Origin of the sequence: Nonomuraea sp. NPDC050643, from assembly GCF_040654715.1 — a bacterium.
GTDB lineage: Bacteria > Actinomycetota > Actinomycetes > Streptosporangiales > Streptosporangiaceae > Nonomuraea.
Genome location: NZ_JBFAIM010000031.1, coordinates 116,821 through 130,476 on the forward strand (window position 1 = coordinate 116,821; position 13,656 = coordinate 130,476).

12 protein-coding genes and 2 rRNA genes are annotated in these 13,656 nt (G+C 69.2%); 1 reads left to right on the plus strand and 13 read right to left on the minus strand.

All coding sequences use genetic code 11. The annotated features are described in order from the left end of the window. Positions 1-41 precede the first annotated feature (41 nt). From AB0I15_RS35215 to AB0I15_RS35265, 11 genes are all read right to left on the minus strand, one after another. Positions 42-1,952, minus strand: coding sequence for a TIGR03960 family B12-binding radical SAM protein (locus tag AB0I15_RS35215; protein WP_358105184.1), 1,911 nt, complete (start codon positions 1,950-1,952; stop codon positions 42-44). Between the two features lie 20 nt (positions 1,953-1,972). After that, positions 1,973-2,152 carry a hypothetical protein gene (locus AB0I15_RS35220; protein WP_358105187.1) on the minus strand — a complete coding sequence of 60 codons (180 nt, stop codon included), beginning with the start codon at positions 2,150-2,152 and terminating at the stop codon, positions 1,973-1,975. Positions 2,153-2,199: 47 nt separating this feature from the next. Next, positions 2,200-3,351: a rod shape-determining protein RodA gene (rodA, locus tag AB0I15_RS35225; protein ID WP_358105190.1), complete on the minus strand. Its 1,152-nt coding sequence runs from the start codon at positions 3,349-3,351 to the stop codon at positions 2,200-2,202. A gap of 319 nt (positions 3,352-3,670) precedes the next feature. Beyond that, positions 3,671-5,716: a penicillin-binding protein 2 gene (gene mrdA / locus AB0I15_RS35230; RefSeq protein ID WP_358105193.1), complete on the minus strand. Its 2,046-nt coding sequence runs from the start codon at positions 5,714-5,716 to the stop codon at positions 3,671-3,673. Then, complete coding sequence (gene mreD / locus AB0I15_RS35235; protein WP_358105196.1) at positions 5,713-6,177, minus strand: rod shape-determining protein MreD; 465 nt, start codon at positions 6,175-6,177, stop codon at positions 5,713-5,715. Before mreD ends, mrdA begins: the two co-directional genes overlap by 4 nt. Before the next feature lie 31 nt (positions 6,178-6,208). Then, a complete protein-coding gene (mreC, locus tag AB0I15_RS35240) occupies positions 6,209-7,087 on the minus strand; it encodes a rod shape-determining protein MreC (protein WP_358105199.1) in 879 nt (292 codons plus the stop codon). Further along, on the minus strand, positions 7,087-8,118 hold the full coding sequence (locus AB0I15_RS35245) for a rod shape-determining protein (protein ID WP_358105202.1): 1,032 nt from the start codon (positions 8,116-8,118) through the stop codon (positions 7,087-7,089). The genes mreC and AB0I15_RS35245 overlap by 1 nt, the downstream gene beginning before the upstream one ends. A gap of 360 nt (positions 8,119-8,478) precedes the next feature. After that, the gene (ndk, locus tag AB0I15_RS35250; RefSeq protein ID WP_358105205.1) at positions 8,479-8,889 is read right to left on the minus strand and encodes a nucleoside-diphosphate kinase; all 411 of its coding nucleotides are present in this window, start codon (positions 8,887-8,889) and stop codon (positions 8,479-8,481) included. 150 nt (positions 8,890-9,039) lie between these two features. Continuing rightward, positions 9,040-10,626, minus strand: coding sequence for a hypothetical protein (locus AB0I15_RS35255; protein ID WP_358105208.1), 1,587 nt, complete (start codon positions 10,624-10,626; stop codon positions 9,040-9,042). An 11-nt stretch (positions 10,627-10,637) separates the two neighbouring features. Then, positions 10,638-10,979 carry a DUF4233 domain-containing protein gene (locus tag AB0I15_RS35260; protein ID WP_358105211.1) on the minus strand — a complete coding sequence of 114 codons (342 nt, stop codon included), beginning with the start codon at positions 10,977-10,979 and terminating at the stop codon, positions 10,638-10,640. Beyond that, positions 10,976-12,268 (minus strand): folylpolyglutamate synthase/dihydrofolate synthase family protein, encoded by a 1,293-nt coding sequence (locus tag AB0I15_RS35265; RefSeq protein WP_358105228.1) that lies wholly within the window; start codon positions 12,266-12,268, stop codon positions 10,976-10,978. The genes AB0I15_RS35260 and AB0I15_RS35265 overlap by 4 nt, the downstream gene beginning before the upstream one ends. A 187-nt stretch (positions 12,269-12,455) precedes the next feature. Here AB0I15_RS35265 and AB0I15_RS35270 point away from each other — a divergent pair, with 187 nt between their 5' ends. Beyond that, positions 12,456-13,268, plus strand: coding sequence for a carbohydrate-binding protein (locus AB0I15_RS35270; RefSeq protein ID WP_358105214.1), 813 nt, complete (start codon positions 12,456-12,458; stop codon positions 13,266-13,268). 106 nt (positions 13,269-13,374) lie between these two features. On the opposite strand, the gene rrf is transcribed toward AB0I15_RS35270, so the two are convergent. Both rrf and AB0I15_RS35280 read right to left on the minus strand, forming a co-directional pair. Continuing rightward, positions 13,375-13,491: ribosomal RNA gene (gene rrf / locus AB0I15_RS35275) — 5S ribosomal RNA — on the minus strand. Positions 13,492-13,566: 75 nt separating this feature from the next. After that, positions 13,567-13,656, minus strand: a 23S ribosomal RNA gene (locus tag AB0I15_RS35280); the annotation flags it as partial.

The following is a 13,656-nucleotide window of genomic DNA, read 5'->3' on the forward strand; positions in this document are numbered from 1 at the left end:
ATGTACGTGTACGCCGAGACACGGCTCGCCCACTGAGCGCGCTAGACCACCGTCAGAGGAAGGAGTTTTCGCCCCGTGGGGCCGATTTGGATCTCTGTGCCCATGGTCGGGCAGACACCGCAGTCGTAGCACGGAGTCCAGCGGCAGTCTTCGACCTCACTGCCGTTGACGGCCTCCTGCCAGTCCTGCCAGAGCCATTCGCGATCGAGGCCGGCGTCGAGGTGATCCCACGGCAGGACCTCGTTCTCCTCCCGCTCCCGCGTGGTGTACCAGTCGACGTCGACGCCCGCCTTCTCGGCGGCGGCCATCCAGCGCTCGTAGGAGAAGTGCTCGCTCCACCCGTCGAACCGGCCGCCGTCCTCCCAGACGGCCCTGATCACGGCCCCGACCCTGCGGTCGCCCCGCGAGAGCAGCCCCTCCACGATCGAGGGTTTGCCGTCGTGGTAACGGAAACCGATGGCGCGGCCGTACTGCTTGTCGCCTCTGAGCGAGTCGCGCAGCGCCTTGAGCCGCCGGTCGACGGTCTCGTGGTCGGCCTGCCCGGCCCACTGGAACGGCGTGTGCGGCTTGGGCACGAACCCGCCGATGGAGACCGTGCAGCGGATGTCGCGGCTGCCGGTCGCCTCGCGGCCCGCCTGGATGACCTTCTTGGCCAGGTCGGCGATGCCGAGCACGTCTTCGTCCATCTCGGTGGGCAGCCCGCACATGAAGTAGAGCTTGACCTGCCGCCACCCCTGCGAATAGGCCGTGGTGACGGTGCGGATCAGGTCTTCCTCGGTGACCATCTTGTTGATCACCTTGCGCATGCGCTCCGAGCCGCCCTCGGGCGCGAACGTCAGGCCCGAGCGCCTGCCGTTCCTGGAGAACTCGTTGGCCAGGTCGATGTTGAACGCGTCGACCCGGGTCGAAGGCAGCGACAGCGAGGTGTTGGTGCCCTCGTAGCGATCGGCCAGGCCCTTGGCCACGTCGGCGATCTCGGAGTGGTCGGCGGACGAGAGCGACAGCAGGCCGACCTCGTTGAAGCCGGACTCCTTGACGCCGTTCTCCACCATCGCGCCGATCGTGGTGATGGAACGCTCGCGCACCGGCCGCGTGATCATGCCCGCCTGGCAGAAGCGGCAACCGCGCGTGCAGCCGCGGAAGATCTCCACGCTGAACCGCTCGTGCACCGTCTCGGCCAGCGGCACCAGCGGCTTCTTCGGATAGGGCCACTCGTCGAGGTCCATCACGGTGTGCTTGTGCACCCGCCACGGCACGTCGGCCCGGTTGGGCGCGACCCGCTTGATGCGGCCGTCGGAGTGGTAGTCGACGTCGTAGAACTTCGGCACATAGACCCCGCCGGACTCGGCGAGCCGCATCAGCAGCTCATCGCGCCCGCCCGGGCTGCCCTCGGACTTCCACTCGCGGATGACCTCGCTGATGGCGATGGCGATCTGCTCCCCGTCGCCGAGCACGGCCGCGTCGAGGAAGTCGGCGATGGGCTCGGGGTTGAAGGCCGCGTGACCGCCCGCGAGCACGATCGGGTCGTCGTCACCGCGGTCCGCGGCCGGCAGCGGTATGCCGGCCAGGTCGAGCGCGTTCAGCATGTTGGTGTAGCCGAGCTCGGTCGAGAACGACAGCCCGAGCACGTCGAAGGCGCGCACCGGCCGGTGCGCGTCGACGGTGAACTGCGGGACGCCCTCGGCCCTCATGAGCGCCTCGAGGTCGGGCCAGACCGCGTAGGTGCGTTCGGCCAGCGTGCCGGGAAGCTCGTTGAGGATCTCGTAGAGGATCGCCACGCCCTGGTTGGGCAGCCCGACCTCGTAGGCGTCGGGGTACATCAACGCCCACCGCACGTCGGCGGAATCCCAGTCCTTGACGGTCGAGTTGAGCTCACCCCCGACATACTGGATGGGCTTCTGCACTTTGGGCAGCAGCGCTTCCAGGCGGGGGAATATCGACTCGACAGACATACGGTCCAGGGTAGCGGCGCTCAGACGGTGGCAGGTCCCTGGATGTCGATGTCGTTTCCGCTGAGCACCAGAATGCGGTGCCCTTCGTAGCAGCGCAGCTCAACGGCGATGACACCGCTCGCGAGATTGTGCACCCTGATGACATGGTTCGCGGGCAGCAGGAAGCGCTCTCCGCAACTGTCGCAATAGGCCAAGAACATGCTTCCATTTTCTCGCTCGAACGGCGTTCCCGACAGGGACGGAAGCACTAATTGAAGGACTGTCTTCGCACTCTGATGGCCTGCAGCAGCCCGATCGCGATGAGGTTGGCGAAGGTGGCGGTGCCGCCGTAGGACACGAACGGCAGCGGCAACCCGGTGATCGGCATGATCCCGATCGTCATTCCTACATTGATGAACGCCTGGAACGCGAACCAGCACACGATGGTCCCCGCGACCAGCGTCCCGAACCGGTCGTCGCACTGCCTGGCGATCTTCAGCCCGCGCAGCAGCACCACCCCGAGCAGCAGCACCACCGTGACCGACCCGAGGAACCCGAACTCCTCCCCCGCCACGGTGAAGATGAAGTCGGTGTGCTGCTCGGGCACGAACCGCCCGGTCGTCTGCCCTCCGCCCAGCAGCCCCTTCCCCAGCAGTTGCCCGGACCCGATGGCGATCAGCGACTGCGTGCTGTTGTAGCCCGCCCCGCGCGGATCGACGCTCGGATCGACGAACGCCGTGAACCGCATCACCTGGTACGGCTCCAGCAGCTCAAAGGCGAACACCGCGAACACCCCGGCCCCCGCCACCAGCGTCAGCAGCGCGATCCACCGCTTGCGCACGCCCGAGATGATGAGCCCCGCCGCCACGATCACCGCCAGCACCAGCGCCGTGCCGAGGTCGGGCTGCAGCATCACCAGCCCGATCGTGACCCCGGCCGCGATGAGCACCAGCACCACGTCGAGCCCGCGCGGCCGATCGCTCCCCTCGGCGGGCTGCGCCAGCAGCATCGCGATCATGAGTAGTAGCCCGACCTTGGCGAACTCGGACGGCTGCACGGCGAACCCGCCGCCCAGCAGGATCCACGAGTGCGACCCGTTGATCGTCGCGCCGAGCGGCGTGATCACCAGCCCCAGCCCGACGAGCGACATCAGGAACACCAGGGGCGCGTACGCCCGCATCGCCCGGTGGTCCACCAGGGAGACGATCCCGCACAACACGATCCCGATGACCTCGTTGAGCAGGTGCTTCTTCACCAGCCCGGTGGAGCCCGGCGCCCAGGTCCTGGTGCACGACCACACCAGCAAGGTGCCGATCACGCACAGGCCGGCCACCGCGACCAGCATCAGCCCGTCGAGCCGCCGCACGGTGGAGTTCTCCCGCGCCATCCGCCGGAACAACGAGGGCTGCCGAATAGCCACCGGCCGCGCCATCACGTCCCACCCCCCACCCCAACAACCCCCCACCCCACAACCCCTCGCCCCACACCCACCGCCCCCTCAACCAACCGCCCCACATCCAGGCACCCCACACCCAGCCGCTCCACAACCGCTCGCCCCACCACCGACCACCCGGCGGCCCCTTGCCCAACAACCCTTCGCCGCCCCTCAACCCGCCGCCCATCGACCGCTCGTCCCACGACCCGCCGCCCCACGACCGGCCATCCCTCGACCGATCGCCCCCCAACCCCTCGGCCAGCCAGATCCCGGCCCTCAGCCCCTTCGGTCACCTTCCACCCGGTCATCCCCCAGCCACCATCCCGTCGGGTGAGAACGCGGGCAGTCGCGTCGTCAACCGCCCCCCAGGCACGGCCGCCTTCCGTTTGATGCCATAAATCCCCTCATAAATCTCCCGGACAGCCGGCGCCGCCGTCTGCGCCCCCATCCCGCCCTGCGAGACCATGACGACGACCACGTACTGCGGATTCTTGGTAGGCGCGAACGACGCGAACCACGAGGTGTCCTTCTTGCCCCACACCTCCGCCGTACCGGTCTTCCCGCCGACCCGCACCTTGTTCATCGGGAACCCGGCGAAAGCCCCCGCCGCGGTGCCGTCCTGGGCGACCTGGCTCAGCGCGTTCTTGATGTAGAGCCGTTCCTTCTCGCTCAGCGGCAGCTTGCCCTCCACCGGCACGGGAATGGTCCTGACCACCTTGCCGTCGGGCCGCACCTGCGCCCACCCGATGCGCGGGCTGCGCACCTTCCCGTCGCTCACCAACGCCATGTACGCCCTGGCCAACTGCATGGGCGTCACCAGCACGTCACCCTGCCCGATGGAGAAGTTGGCCGAGTCACCGGGCCGCAGCAGGAACCCCTCGGTGCAGTTCTCCAGAGCCAGCCGCTTGAGGAACTCCGCCCGCGCCCGGTCCTTGACCTCCGGATAGCCCTTGCGCGACCGCTCGCAGTTGATCGCGCTGGTGCGGTTCCACAGGTCCTTCTTCCACGCCCGGTCGGGGATCCGCCCGCCGGACTCGCCGGGCAGGTCCACGCCGGTCGGCCGGCCGAACCCGAACGACCTGGCGATGTTGGCGAAGATCTCCTTGGGCGTCTTCTTCGGATGACGCCCCCCGTCCTTCAGATATTGCTCGTAGGCAGCCCGATAGAAGATCGTGTCGCACGACTTGACCAGCGCCGTGTGCAGGCTCAGCGTGCCCAGCGCGATGCCGCGGAAGTTGTTGAAGGCCCGGCCGCCCACCGCGTAGGAGCCGGGGCAGGAGTATGAGCCGTTGAGCGGATAGCCGGCCCGCAACATCGCCGACACCGACGAGACCTTGAACGTCGAACCCGGCGCGAACTGCCCGTTGATCGCCCGCGACACAAGCGGATTTCGGGATTTTTCCGACATCAGCCACTGGTAGCCACGCGCCGAGATCCCGCCCGCCCAGATCTCCGGGTCGTACCCGGGCGCGCTCGACAGCGCCACCACCCGCCCCGTACGCGCGTCGAGCACCACCCCGGCCCCGCCGTCGGCCCCCGGCGCGTTCTTCATCGCCCGCGTCAGCGCGTTCTCCACCACGGTCTGCACCCGCGAGTCGATGCTGGTCACCAGATGATCGCCCGGAATGGGGGTGATCTGCTCCTCGACCCCGAGCGCCTTGCCCATCCGGTCGACCTGGACCCTGCGCAGCCCGGCCTTGCCCCGCAGCGCGTCGTCGTAGACGTATTCGAGCCCGTCGCGCCCGGCCAGGTCCACCCCGGAGAAGCTGGCCTTCAACCCTTCGCGCTTCTCCAGCTCGGCCTCGGTGACCGGCTGCAGATAGCCGAGCATCTGGGCGCCGGCCCGGCCGCCCGGATATTGCCGCACGGAGTGGATCTCCGCCGTCACCCCGGGAAACTCCTCCTGCCGCTCGAGGATCTGCAGCGCCTCCCGGGTGTCGACCTTCTCGTCCAGCGGCACCGGCTGATAGGGCGAGCCGGTCCAGCACGGCTTGCCCACCCCGGGCCCGCACGGCGTGATGCGCTGCTGCAGATCGGCGACCGGCCGGCCGAGCACCGCCGACAGCTTGCTCATCACCTTGAGCCCGCCGTCCTTCATCCTGGTGAGCCGGGTCCGGTCCACGGAGACGACGAGCGCGGTCTTGTTGCGCACCAGGGGCCGCCCCGAGGAGTCGAGGATCTGCCCCCGCACCGCCGGTACGATCACCGCCCGCGTCCGCGTCTCCGTCGCCCGCGTCACGAACTCGTTCCCCCGCACCACCTGCACCTGCCACAGGCGTATGGCCAGCACGACGAGCAGCGTCAGCACGAGCACGTGCAGCACGAGCAGCCGGGCGCGCATCCTCATCATGTCGGGAACCTCGCGTGTCTGCCCCGGGTGGTCAGCCAGATCACGATCGGCGAGACCAGCAACGTGTAAACGACGCTGACGGGCACCTGCTCGGTCAGGGTCGACATCGACACACGGGGATCGGAGATCAGCCCGCCCACGGCCGCCGCCAGGAGCGGTGCCATCAGCACGCACAGCACCACGGTCGTCACGGGACCGCCCGCGCCGCGCCCGGCGACGTAGCCGACCAGCGCCAGCACGAACGCGTACTGGCCCGCCAGATGCGCGGTCGGCGGCATGACATCGACCAGCAGCCCCGCGAAGAAGCCGAGCACGGCCCCGGCCGCCGGCCCCTTGGCCAGCGCGGCCCCGACCACGGCGAGCAGCACCAGGTCAGGCGCACCTCCGGCAGGCAGCGGCACCCGGTTGACGAGCATGACCTGGGTCAGCAGCGCCAGCACGATCGACACCCCTCCGATCACCGCGCCATCCCTCCCGTCTGCCGCTTTCCGATCACCGCGCCCCCTCCTTGGGGGGCAGCACCGCGTCACGCGGATCCCTCTTGGGCGCCGCCACCACCACGCCCACCACGTCGAGCGCCGTCAGATCCGCGTACGGCCGGGCGTAGGCGATACGCGTCAGCTCCCCGGGCGTGGACTCCACCCGCTCGATGACCCCGATCGGCACCCCGGGCACGTAGGGGCTCCCGTGCTGCGAACCGAAGCTCACGATCCGCCCGCCCCTGGTCATCGGTGCCGTGGAGTCGAGAAGCCGGAACTGCACGAGTCGCCCGTGCTCTCCCACCCCGTGCACGACGCCGATCTCCTTGCCGCCTTCCAGCCGCGCCCCGGCGGCCGAGGCGGGATCGCTGAGCAGCACCACCGTCGAAGTGGTCGCCGAGGCGTGCAGCACGCGCCCGATCAGCCCGTCGCCGTTGAGCACGGTCATCTCCGGCCGGACGCCGTCAGTGGTGCCCACGTCGATCTGTACGGCGTCCTCGAAGCCCGGCTGCCCCCGCCGGGCGACGACGTTGGCCGGGACCACCTTGTATCCCCCGGTCCCGGACAGTCCGAGCAACTGCTTGAGCTGTTTGGCGCGATCGCTGTCGAGCTTGTCCGCCAGCAGGCCGGAGCGTAGCTGGGCGTTCTCCGCCCTGAGCGCCTCGATGCGCTCCTTGGCGGCGGGCGCGTTCAGGATCGCGCGCACGAAGCCACCGACGGGCCGCACCAGCCCGCCGCCGAACTGCTCCGCCGTGCCGAACAGGTAGGCCCCGGCCGCGCGCAGTGGGCGCAGCGGTGAACTGTCGCCGGTGCGGTGGTCGATGGTCAGGATGATCAGAGCCGCCGTCAGCAGCGCTCCGAGGATCAGCCGGGCACGGCGTGAGTCTTTCATCAGTGCCGCGACTCCGGCACCAGAACCTGCTGGAGGGCCTCGAACTCCTCGGCGCACTTGCCGGAGCCGATCGCCACGGAGTCGAGGGCGTTGTCGACCAGGTGCACGGGCATCCCCGTCTCGGCCTTGACCCGCTCGTCGAGGCCCTTGAGCAGGGCGCCGCCGCCGGTGAGCGCGATGCCCCGGTCCATGATGTCGCCGGACAGCTCGGGCGGGCACTTGTCGAGCGTGGTCCTGACCGCGTCGACGATCGTGTTGACCGGCTCCTCGATGGCCTTCCTGATCTCCTCGCCCGACACGATGATGGTCTTCGGCAGGCCACTGACCAGGTCACGGCCGCGGATCTCCGCGTGCGACTCCTCCTCTTGGGGACAAGCCGACCCGATCGCCATCTTGATCTCCTCGGCGGTGCGCTCGCCGAGCATCAGCGAGAACTCCTTCTTGGCGAACGCGATCACCGCCTGGTCGAGCTCGTCGCCGCCCACCCGGATGGACTGGCTCGTCACCACGCCGCCCATCGAGATGATCGCCACCTCGGTGGTGCCGCCGCCGATGTCGACCACCATGTTTCCGGTGGGCTCGTGCACCGGCAGCCCGGCCCCGATGGCGGCGGCCATGGGCTCCTCGACGATGTAGACCTTTCTGGCCCCCGCCTGATATCCCGCCTCTTTCACCGCGCGCTGTTCGACGCTGGTGATGCCGCTCGGCACGGCGATGATGACACGCGGCTTCGCGAAATGCCGTCGTCTGTGCACCCGTTGGATGAAATAGCGCAACATCCGCTCGGTGACGTCGAAGTCAGCGATCACGCCGTCCTTGAGCGGGCGGACCGCGATGATATTGCCAGGCGTACGACCGATCATCCGCTTGGCCTCTATGCCGACAGCGACGATCTTGCCAGTGGCGGTGTTGATCGCTACGACTGACGGCTCGTTGAGCACGATGCCGCGACCACGCACGTAAACGAGCGTGTTGGCGGTGCCCAGGTCGACCGCCATGTCACGGCCGAGGAACGCGAGCTTGCTGCCCATGGGGAACGGAGCCCTCCGTAACGTCGTTCGCGAATGATTACGGATTGAATTCGAATCGTAACGTGACGTACCCACCGATGAGCGCAATGAGCCATCGCGCCCGTCAAAAATCTCCAGCCCCTACCTCAACCGCAATTTTGCCCGGATTGCACCACAACATCCGATGGACCTCTGGAGCGGTCCATTCTTCAATCCACGGTCACCCTACGGTAAGCCCCCGACAAAATCCCGCCCTCTTTATCACCGGCATCCTCACCGAACCACCAAGCGCCCCGAAGGGAAACCTTATGGAGAAGAGCCGACAAAAAACACGCGCCCGCGCGGCCGAAGCCGCGCGGGCGCGTCAGAACCGGAAAGCGGTCAGAACCGGTCCGGGAAGAAGATCTTGATCTCCCTGGCGGCCGACTCGGGCGAGTCGGAGCCGTGGACGACGTTCTCGGCGATCTCGAGGGCGTGGTCGCCGCGGATCGTGCCGGGGGGCGACTTGACCGGGTCGGTGGCGCCGGCCAGCGCGCGGAAGGCCTCGACGGCGCGCGGGCCCTCGAGCACCAGGGCGACGAGCGGCCCCGAGGTGATGAACTCGACGAGCTCGCCGAAGAACGGCCGCTCGGCGTGCTCGGCGTAGTGCGTCTGGGCGGTGTCGGCGTCAAGAGTGCGCAGGTCCATCGCCACGACCTTGAGGCCCTTGCGCTCCACGCGGGCGATCACGTCACCGATGAGGCCGCGCTTAACCCCGTCGGGCTTGATCAGGACAAGAGTGCGCTCGGACACTTGAAGTTCTCCTTCGAACAGAGTGGATCGCGACTGCGGGCACCCGGCCCGGCCGCGAGAACGCTCCGCGGGGCAGGCACCCACGCGTCGCCGTGGCAGGGCCTCAGCTTACCGTCCTCAGCCCCCGCCCTCGGTTTCGTACGGACAAACCTAGGCGGAAGCGACATCTTCGGGCGAAGGCCCCTGCGGCGGCACGCCCGGCGACCTGTCGTCGGAACCGGCGGCGAAGGCCCCCTTGGCCGAGACAACGGGCAGCACCACCCGGGGAATCGCCCCCGTCGGCCCCTCCTCCTCGTCCTCGTCCGCCGCCGGCACGAGCAGCACGTCCGGGCCGGCGCAAGGGACGTCCTCGCGCTCGGCGGCGGCGGGCCCCTTGCCGGAACGCCTGGCCATCACGGCCGCGAGCACGATGATCGCCACCGTCAGGAACCCGCCGACCAGCGCCCACCAGTGCAGCGCCCCGACGAAGCTGTCGACGAGCTCCTGAGCCGACCGCACACCGTCCAGCATCGCCATCTGCACCCCGGCCCCCAGCAGGAACCCGGTCAGCACCCCCGCGAAACAGAGCGACAGCCCGAACCCGGCCGTCCCCACCCCGACCTCCTGCAGCGCCGCCGTCAGCGCCACCGCGGCTCCCACCGCGAGCAGGCTGAACGGCACCACCAGCACCAGCCCGTCCGCCGCCGGCACCACCAGCCGCACCGAGCAGAGCCCCACGACCATGGCCAGCAGCCCCAGGGGCGCCAGCCACCGCCCGGCGGCCCGCGCGAACAGCCGCACCGCCACGGAAGCGGCGATCGCGAGCAGCCCGGCCACGCCGTAGGGCACCCACAGGCCGCGCAGCCCCGGCCCGCCGAGGCCACCCATCTCCACCAGCGTGACCTGCGCGGCACTGGGCAGCAGCACCACGCCCACCGCGACCATCGTGTACGCCGGCGTCCGGCTCTCGGCCATCCCGATGGAGGCCAGCGCCAGCAGCGACACGATCGCCAGCCCGGCCAGCACGATCACCAGCGTGGAGCCCCAGCCCTCGGTCGCGGTGCTGATCGCCACGACCGCGATGCCCGCAGCGGGCACCGCCGCCAGCAGCAACCGGCTGCGCTCCCGCTCGTCGGGCTCCGGCGTGCCGGGCCGGCCGAGCAGCATCCAGGCGACCAGGTAGATCGCGGCCAGGCCCAGCGCCACCCCGGTCACCAGCGGGTACGGCTGCAGCGTGACCCGCCAACTGCTCACGTCGTCGAGCGGCCACAGCGCCAGCGCCTGCGCCGCGAGCAGGCTCAGGCTGAACATGCCCACCCACAGCGCCCGCAGGACCGGCGCCCGGTCCCACACGGCCACCAGCGTGGCGGGAATGACCAGCCCGGCGCCGACGCCGCGCAGCACCCTGACCACTCCGACAAGGAGCTCGGAACCCGCGTAGCCACCCGCGGCGTCGGACAGGGCCACCAGGGCCAGCCCGCCGACCAGCAGGTGAACCGCCCGGACGCGCCGCAGCGCCGCGGCCGCGAGAGGGACGGTCAGCATCAGCGCGGGCAGGGCGAGCCCGTGCGTACGCATGAGCCCGGCCTGCCCGAGGTCGCTCGGCAGCAGCTTGGCGACGACGGAGAGCGTGTTGGGGATGGCGACGATCGCCAGCGGCAACGAGGCCACGACGAGCAGCCCGAGCAATATGTCGAGCAGCCACGGAAGTCTGCGGCCAGCCTGTTGAGGCGACCGCTGGATCGGGGGGACGGCCATGTAGGCCGACTTTAGCGGGAAGTAGCGCCCTCGACACGGCGAGCGACGAGAATCGCCGTGATCCACAGTGCCGCGAAGATCGTCCCGAGGAAGAACATGGTGGGCACGACGAAACCCGTGCAGATCGCCAGCACGTGCACGACGCTGCCGACGACGTAGCCGTAAGGCCTCTTGAGCAGGCCCGCGGCCACCACGCACAGCACGGCCAGCCCGATGCCCACCGTCACCGCCAGCCAGGGCTGCACCCCGCTGACACGGATCGCCACGGGGGTGACGAGCGCGGCCACGATGGCCTCCATGCCCAGCACGGTCGAGCCGAGCCGGCGCATCCCGGGGGTGACCTCGAAGTTCATGGCTTGCCGTCCGCCTTGAGCAGTTGCCGCGCGTCGCCCGCCGTGACGACGGACCCCGTGATCAGCACGCCCGTGCCGCTGAACTCGCCTTCCGCGTCGGCGATGCCGATGCCCCTGTCGATGGCGTCGTCGAGCCGCTCCACGACGTGGACGCGCTCCTCGCCGAAGAGCGGCTCGGCCAGCGAGGCCAGCTCCTGCGCGGTCATCGACCTGGGCGAGGAGTTACGCGTGACCACGATCTCGTCGAGCATGGGCTCGAGCAGCTCCAGCAGCGCGTTGACGTCCTTGTCGCGCATGACCGCGACCACGCCGACCACCTTGGCGAAGTCGAACGCCTCGTGCAAGCCTTCCAGGGTCGCCTGCATGCCGCCGGGATTGTGCGCGGCGTCGATGACGACCGTGGGCGTGCGCCGCACGACCTCCATCCGCCCAGGCGAGGACGCCTGCGCGAACGCCTGTCGTACGAGGTCGGTGTCGAGCGGCTCGTCACCGCCCGTCAGCGCCTCGACCGCGGCCAGCGCGCAGACCGCGTTGCTCGACTGGTGCGAGCCGTAGAGCGGCAGGTAGACCTCGTCGTAGACACCCTTGAGCCCGCGCAGCGTGAGCAGTTGCCCGCCGATCGCGATCTCGCGGCTGAGCACGCCGAACTCCAGCCCCTCACGCGCCACCACCGCGCCGACGTCGGCCGCGCGCCGCATCAGCACCTCGGCCGCGCCGAGCTCCTGCTGCGCGAGGATGGCCGTCGTGCCGGGCTTGATGATGCCGGCCTTCTCCGAGGCGATGCTGGGGATGTCGGGCCCGAGCCGGTCGGTGTGGTCGAGCGAGATGGGCGTGATCACCGACACGGCGCCGTCCGCGACGTTGGTGGCGTCCCAGGAGCCGCCCATGCCGGCCTCGACGACGGCGACGTCGACCGGCGTGTCGGCGAACGCCGCGAACGCCATGGCCGTCAGCAGCTCGAAGAACTGGATGCGCCGCCCCTGCGTGTCGGCCAGGTCGACATAGGGGATGACCTCCTCGTAGACCTCGGCGAACCGCTCCTCGCTCAGCGGCTCCCCGTCCACGGTGATCCGCTCACGCATCGACACCAGGTGCGGGCTGGTGAACCGCCCCACCCTCAGGTTGCGCTCTTTCAGCAGCGCCTCGGTCAGCCGCGCCGTACTCGTCTTGCCGTTGGTGCCGGCGATGTGTATGACCGGGTACGCCCGCTGCGGCGAGCCGAGCAGGTCCAGCAGGGCCGCGATCCGATCGAGCGTCGGCTCGAAATCCCACTCGACGCCACGATCCATGATCGCGCGTTCAACCGCACGATAGTCCACCCCTCAACCCTACTGACCGCCGGTAGCGCTCCGGACACGGGGCAAACATATTGCGGACCGTATAGAAGATTGGAGGGTACTCACCCTCACAGCCCGGATGCCACCTTGGAGAGCGGCCCGCCCCACCCCCCGGCAGGCCGCTCTCGAGGAGGCCTTTGTGGAAGGCGAGCACACTCGCGCGGTCGAGCAGGGCGGCATCACCAGGAAGACGCTCTTCAAGGCGGCCCTCATGGCGACACCGGTCCCGCTGCCGGCCGGACAGGTCCCCGCCCTCGCCATGAACGCGCGCGGCGGACCCCTCACCCCGACCCCCGCCTGCGACGACGGTGACGACCCCACTCCTCCACAGACAGAGGGCCCGTATTTCAAGCCGAACTCCCCGCGACGCACGGTCCTGCCCGGCACGGGCACGCTCCTGACGGTCAGCGGGTACGTCTTCGGCCTCGCCTGCCGGCCCCTGGCCGACGTCCTGCTGAACTTCTGGCAGGCCGACAGCAACGGCGCGTACGACAACGTCACCTACAACCTCCGCGGCCACCAGTACACCAACGCCCAGGGCGTCTTCAAGCTCACCACCGTCGTGCCCGGCCTCTATCCAGGACGTACGCGGCACATCCACGTCAAGGCGCAGGCGCCGGGCCGGCCGGTCCTCACGACGCAGCTGTACTTCCCCGGCGAACCGCGCAACAACACCGACCCCATCTTCGACCCGGCCCTGCTCATGACCGTCCGCACGGTGGGGCAGGGCAGGGAGGCGACGTTCGACTTCGTGCTCGATGTCCCGGGCGTACCGCCCACGGACCCACCGACAAGCCCGCCCCCGGGCGGCGGAACCTGGCGGGTCGGGATGACCCACCAGGCGGGTGACCAGGTCACGTATGGAGGCGCGACGTACGGGTGCCTGCAGGGGCATCTCTCACAGGCGGGCTGGGAACCCCCGGATGTCCCTGCCCTGTGGCGCCGCGCCTGACCACAGGTCCCCGAACGCAAGAGAGGGCCACTCCGGCTGCTGGGAGTGGCCCTCGTGCAAACGCAGAAAGGGCCCCGACACATGTCGGGGCCCTCCCACAAAGATTGTCCGGCGGTGACCTACTCTCCCACACCCTCCCGAGTGCAGTACCATCGGCGCAGAGAAGCTTAACTTCCGGGTTCGGAATGTAACCGGGTGTTTCCTTCCCGCCATAACCGCCGTAACCCTATGAAACACACAAACAACAACCGCTGTTTGTTGCCTCAGAATTGCCTAGTGGACGCGAGCATTATGCTTTGTGGTCAAGTCCTCGGCCTATTAGTACCGGTCAGCTCCACACGTTACCGTGCTTCCACCTCCGGCCTATCAACCCCATCGTCTATAGGGA

Coding starts and splice junctions, on each gene's coding strand:
- AB0I15_RS35265 (WP_358105228.1), bottom strand. CDS start 12,268: ATGGATCGTGGCGTCGAGTGGGATTTCGAGCCGACGCTCGATCGGATC.
- AB0I15_RS35255 (WP_358105208.1), bottom strand. CDS start 10,626: ATGGCCGTCCCCCCGATCCAGCGGTCGCCTCAACAGGCTGGCCGCAGA.
- AB0I15_RS35215 (WP_358105184.1), bottom strand. CDS start 1,952: ATGTCTGTCGAGTCGATATTCCCCCGCCTGGAAGCGCTGCTGCCCAAA.
- mreC (WP_358105199.1), bottom strand. CDS start 7,087: ATGAAAGACTCACGCCGTGCCCGGCTGATCCTCGGAGCGCTGCTGACG.
- AB0I15_RS35245 (WP_358105202.1), bottom strand. CDS start 8,118: ATGGGCAGCAAGCTCGCGTTCCTCGGCCGTGACATGGCGGTCGACCTG.
- mrdA (WP_358105193.1), bottom strand. CDS start 5,716: ATGATGAGGATGCGCGCCCGGCTGCTCGTGCTGCACGTGCTCGTGCTG.
- AB0I15_RS35220 (WP_358105187.1), bottom strand. CDS start 2,152: ATGTTCTTGGCCTATTGCGACAGTTGCGGAGAGCGCTTCCTGCTGCCC.
- AB0I15_RS35260 (WP_358105211.1), bottom strand. CDS start 10,979: ATGAACTTCGAGGTCACCCCCGGGATGCGCCGGCTCGGCTCGACCGTG.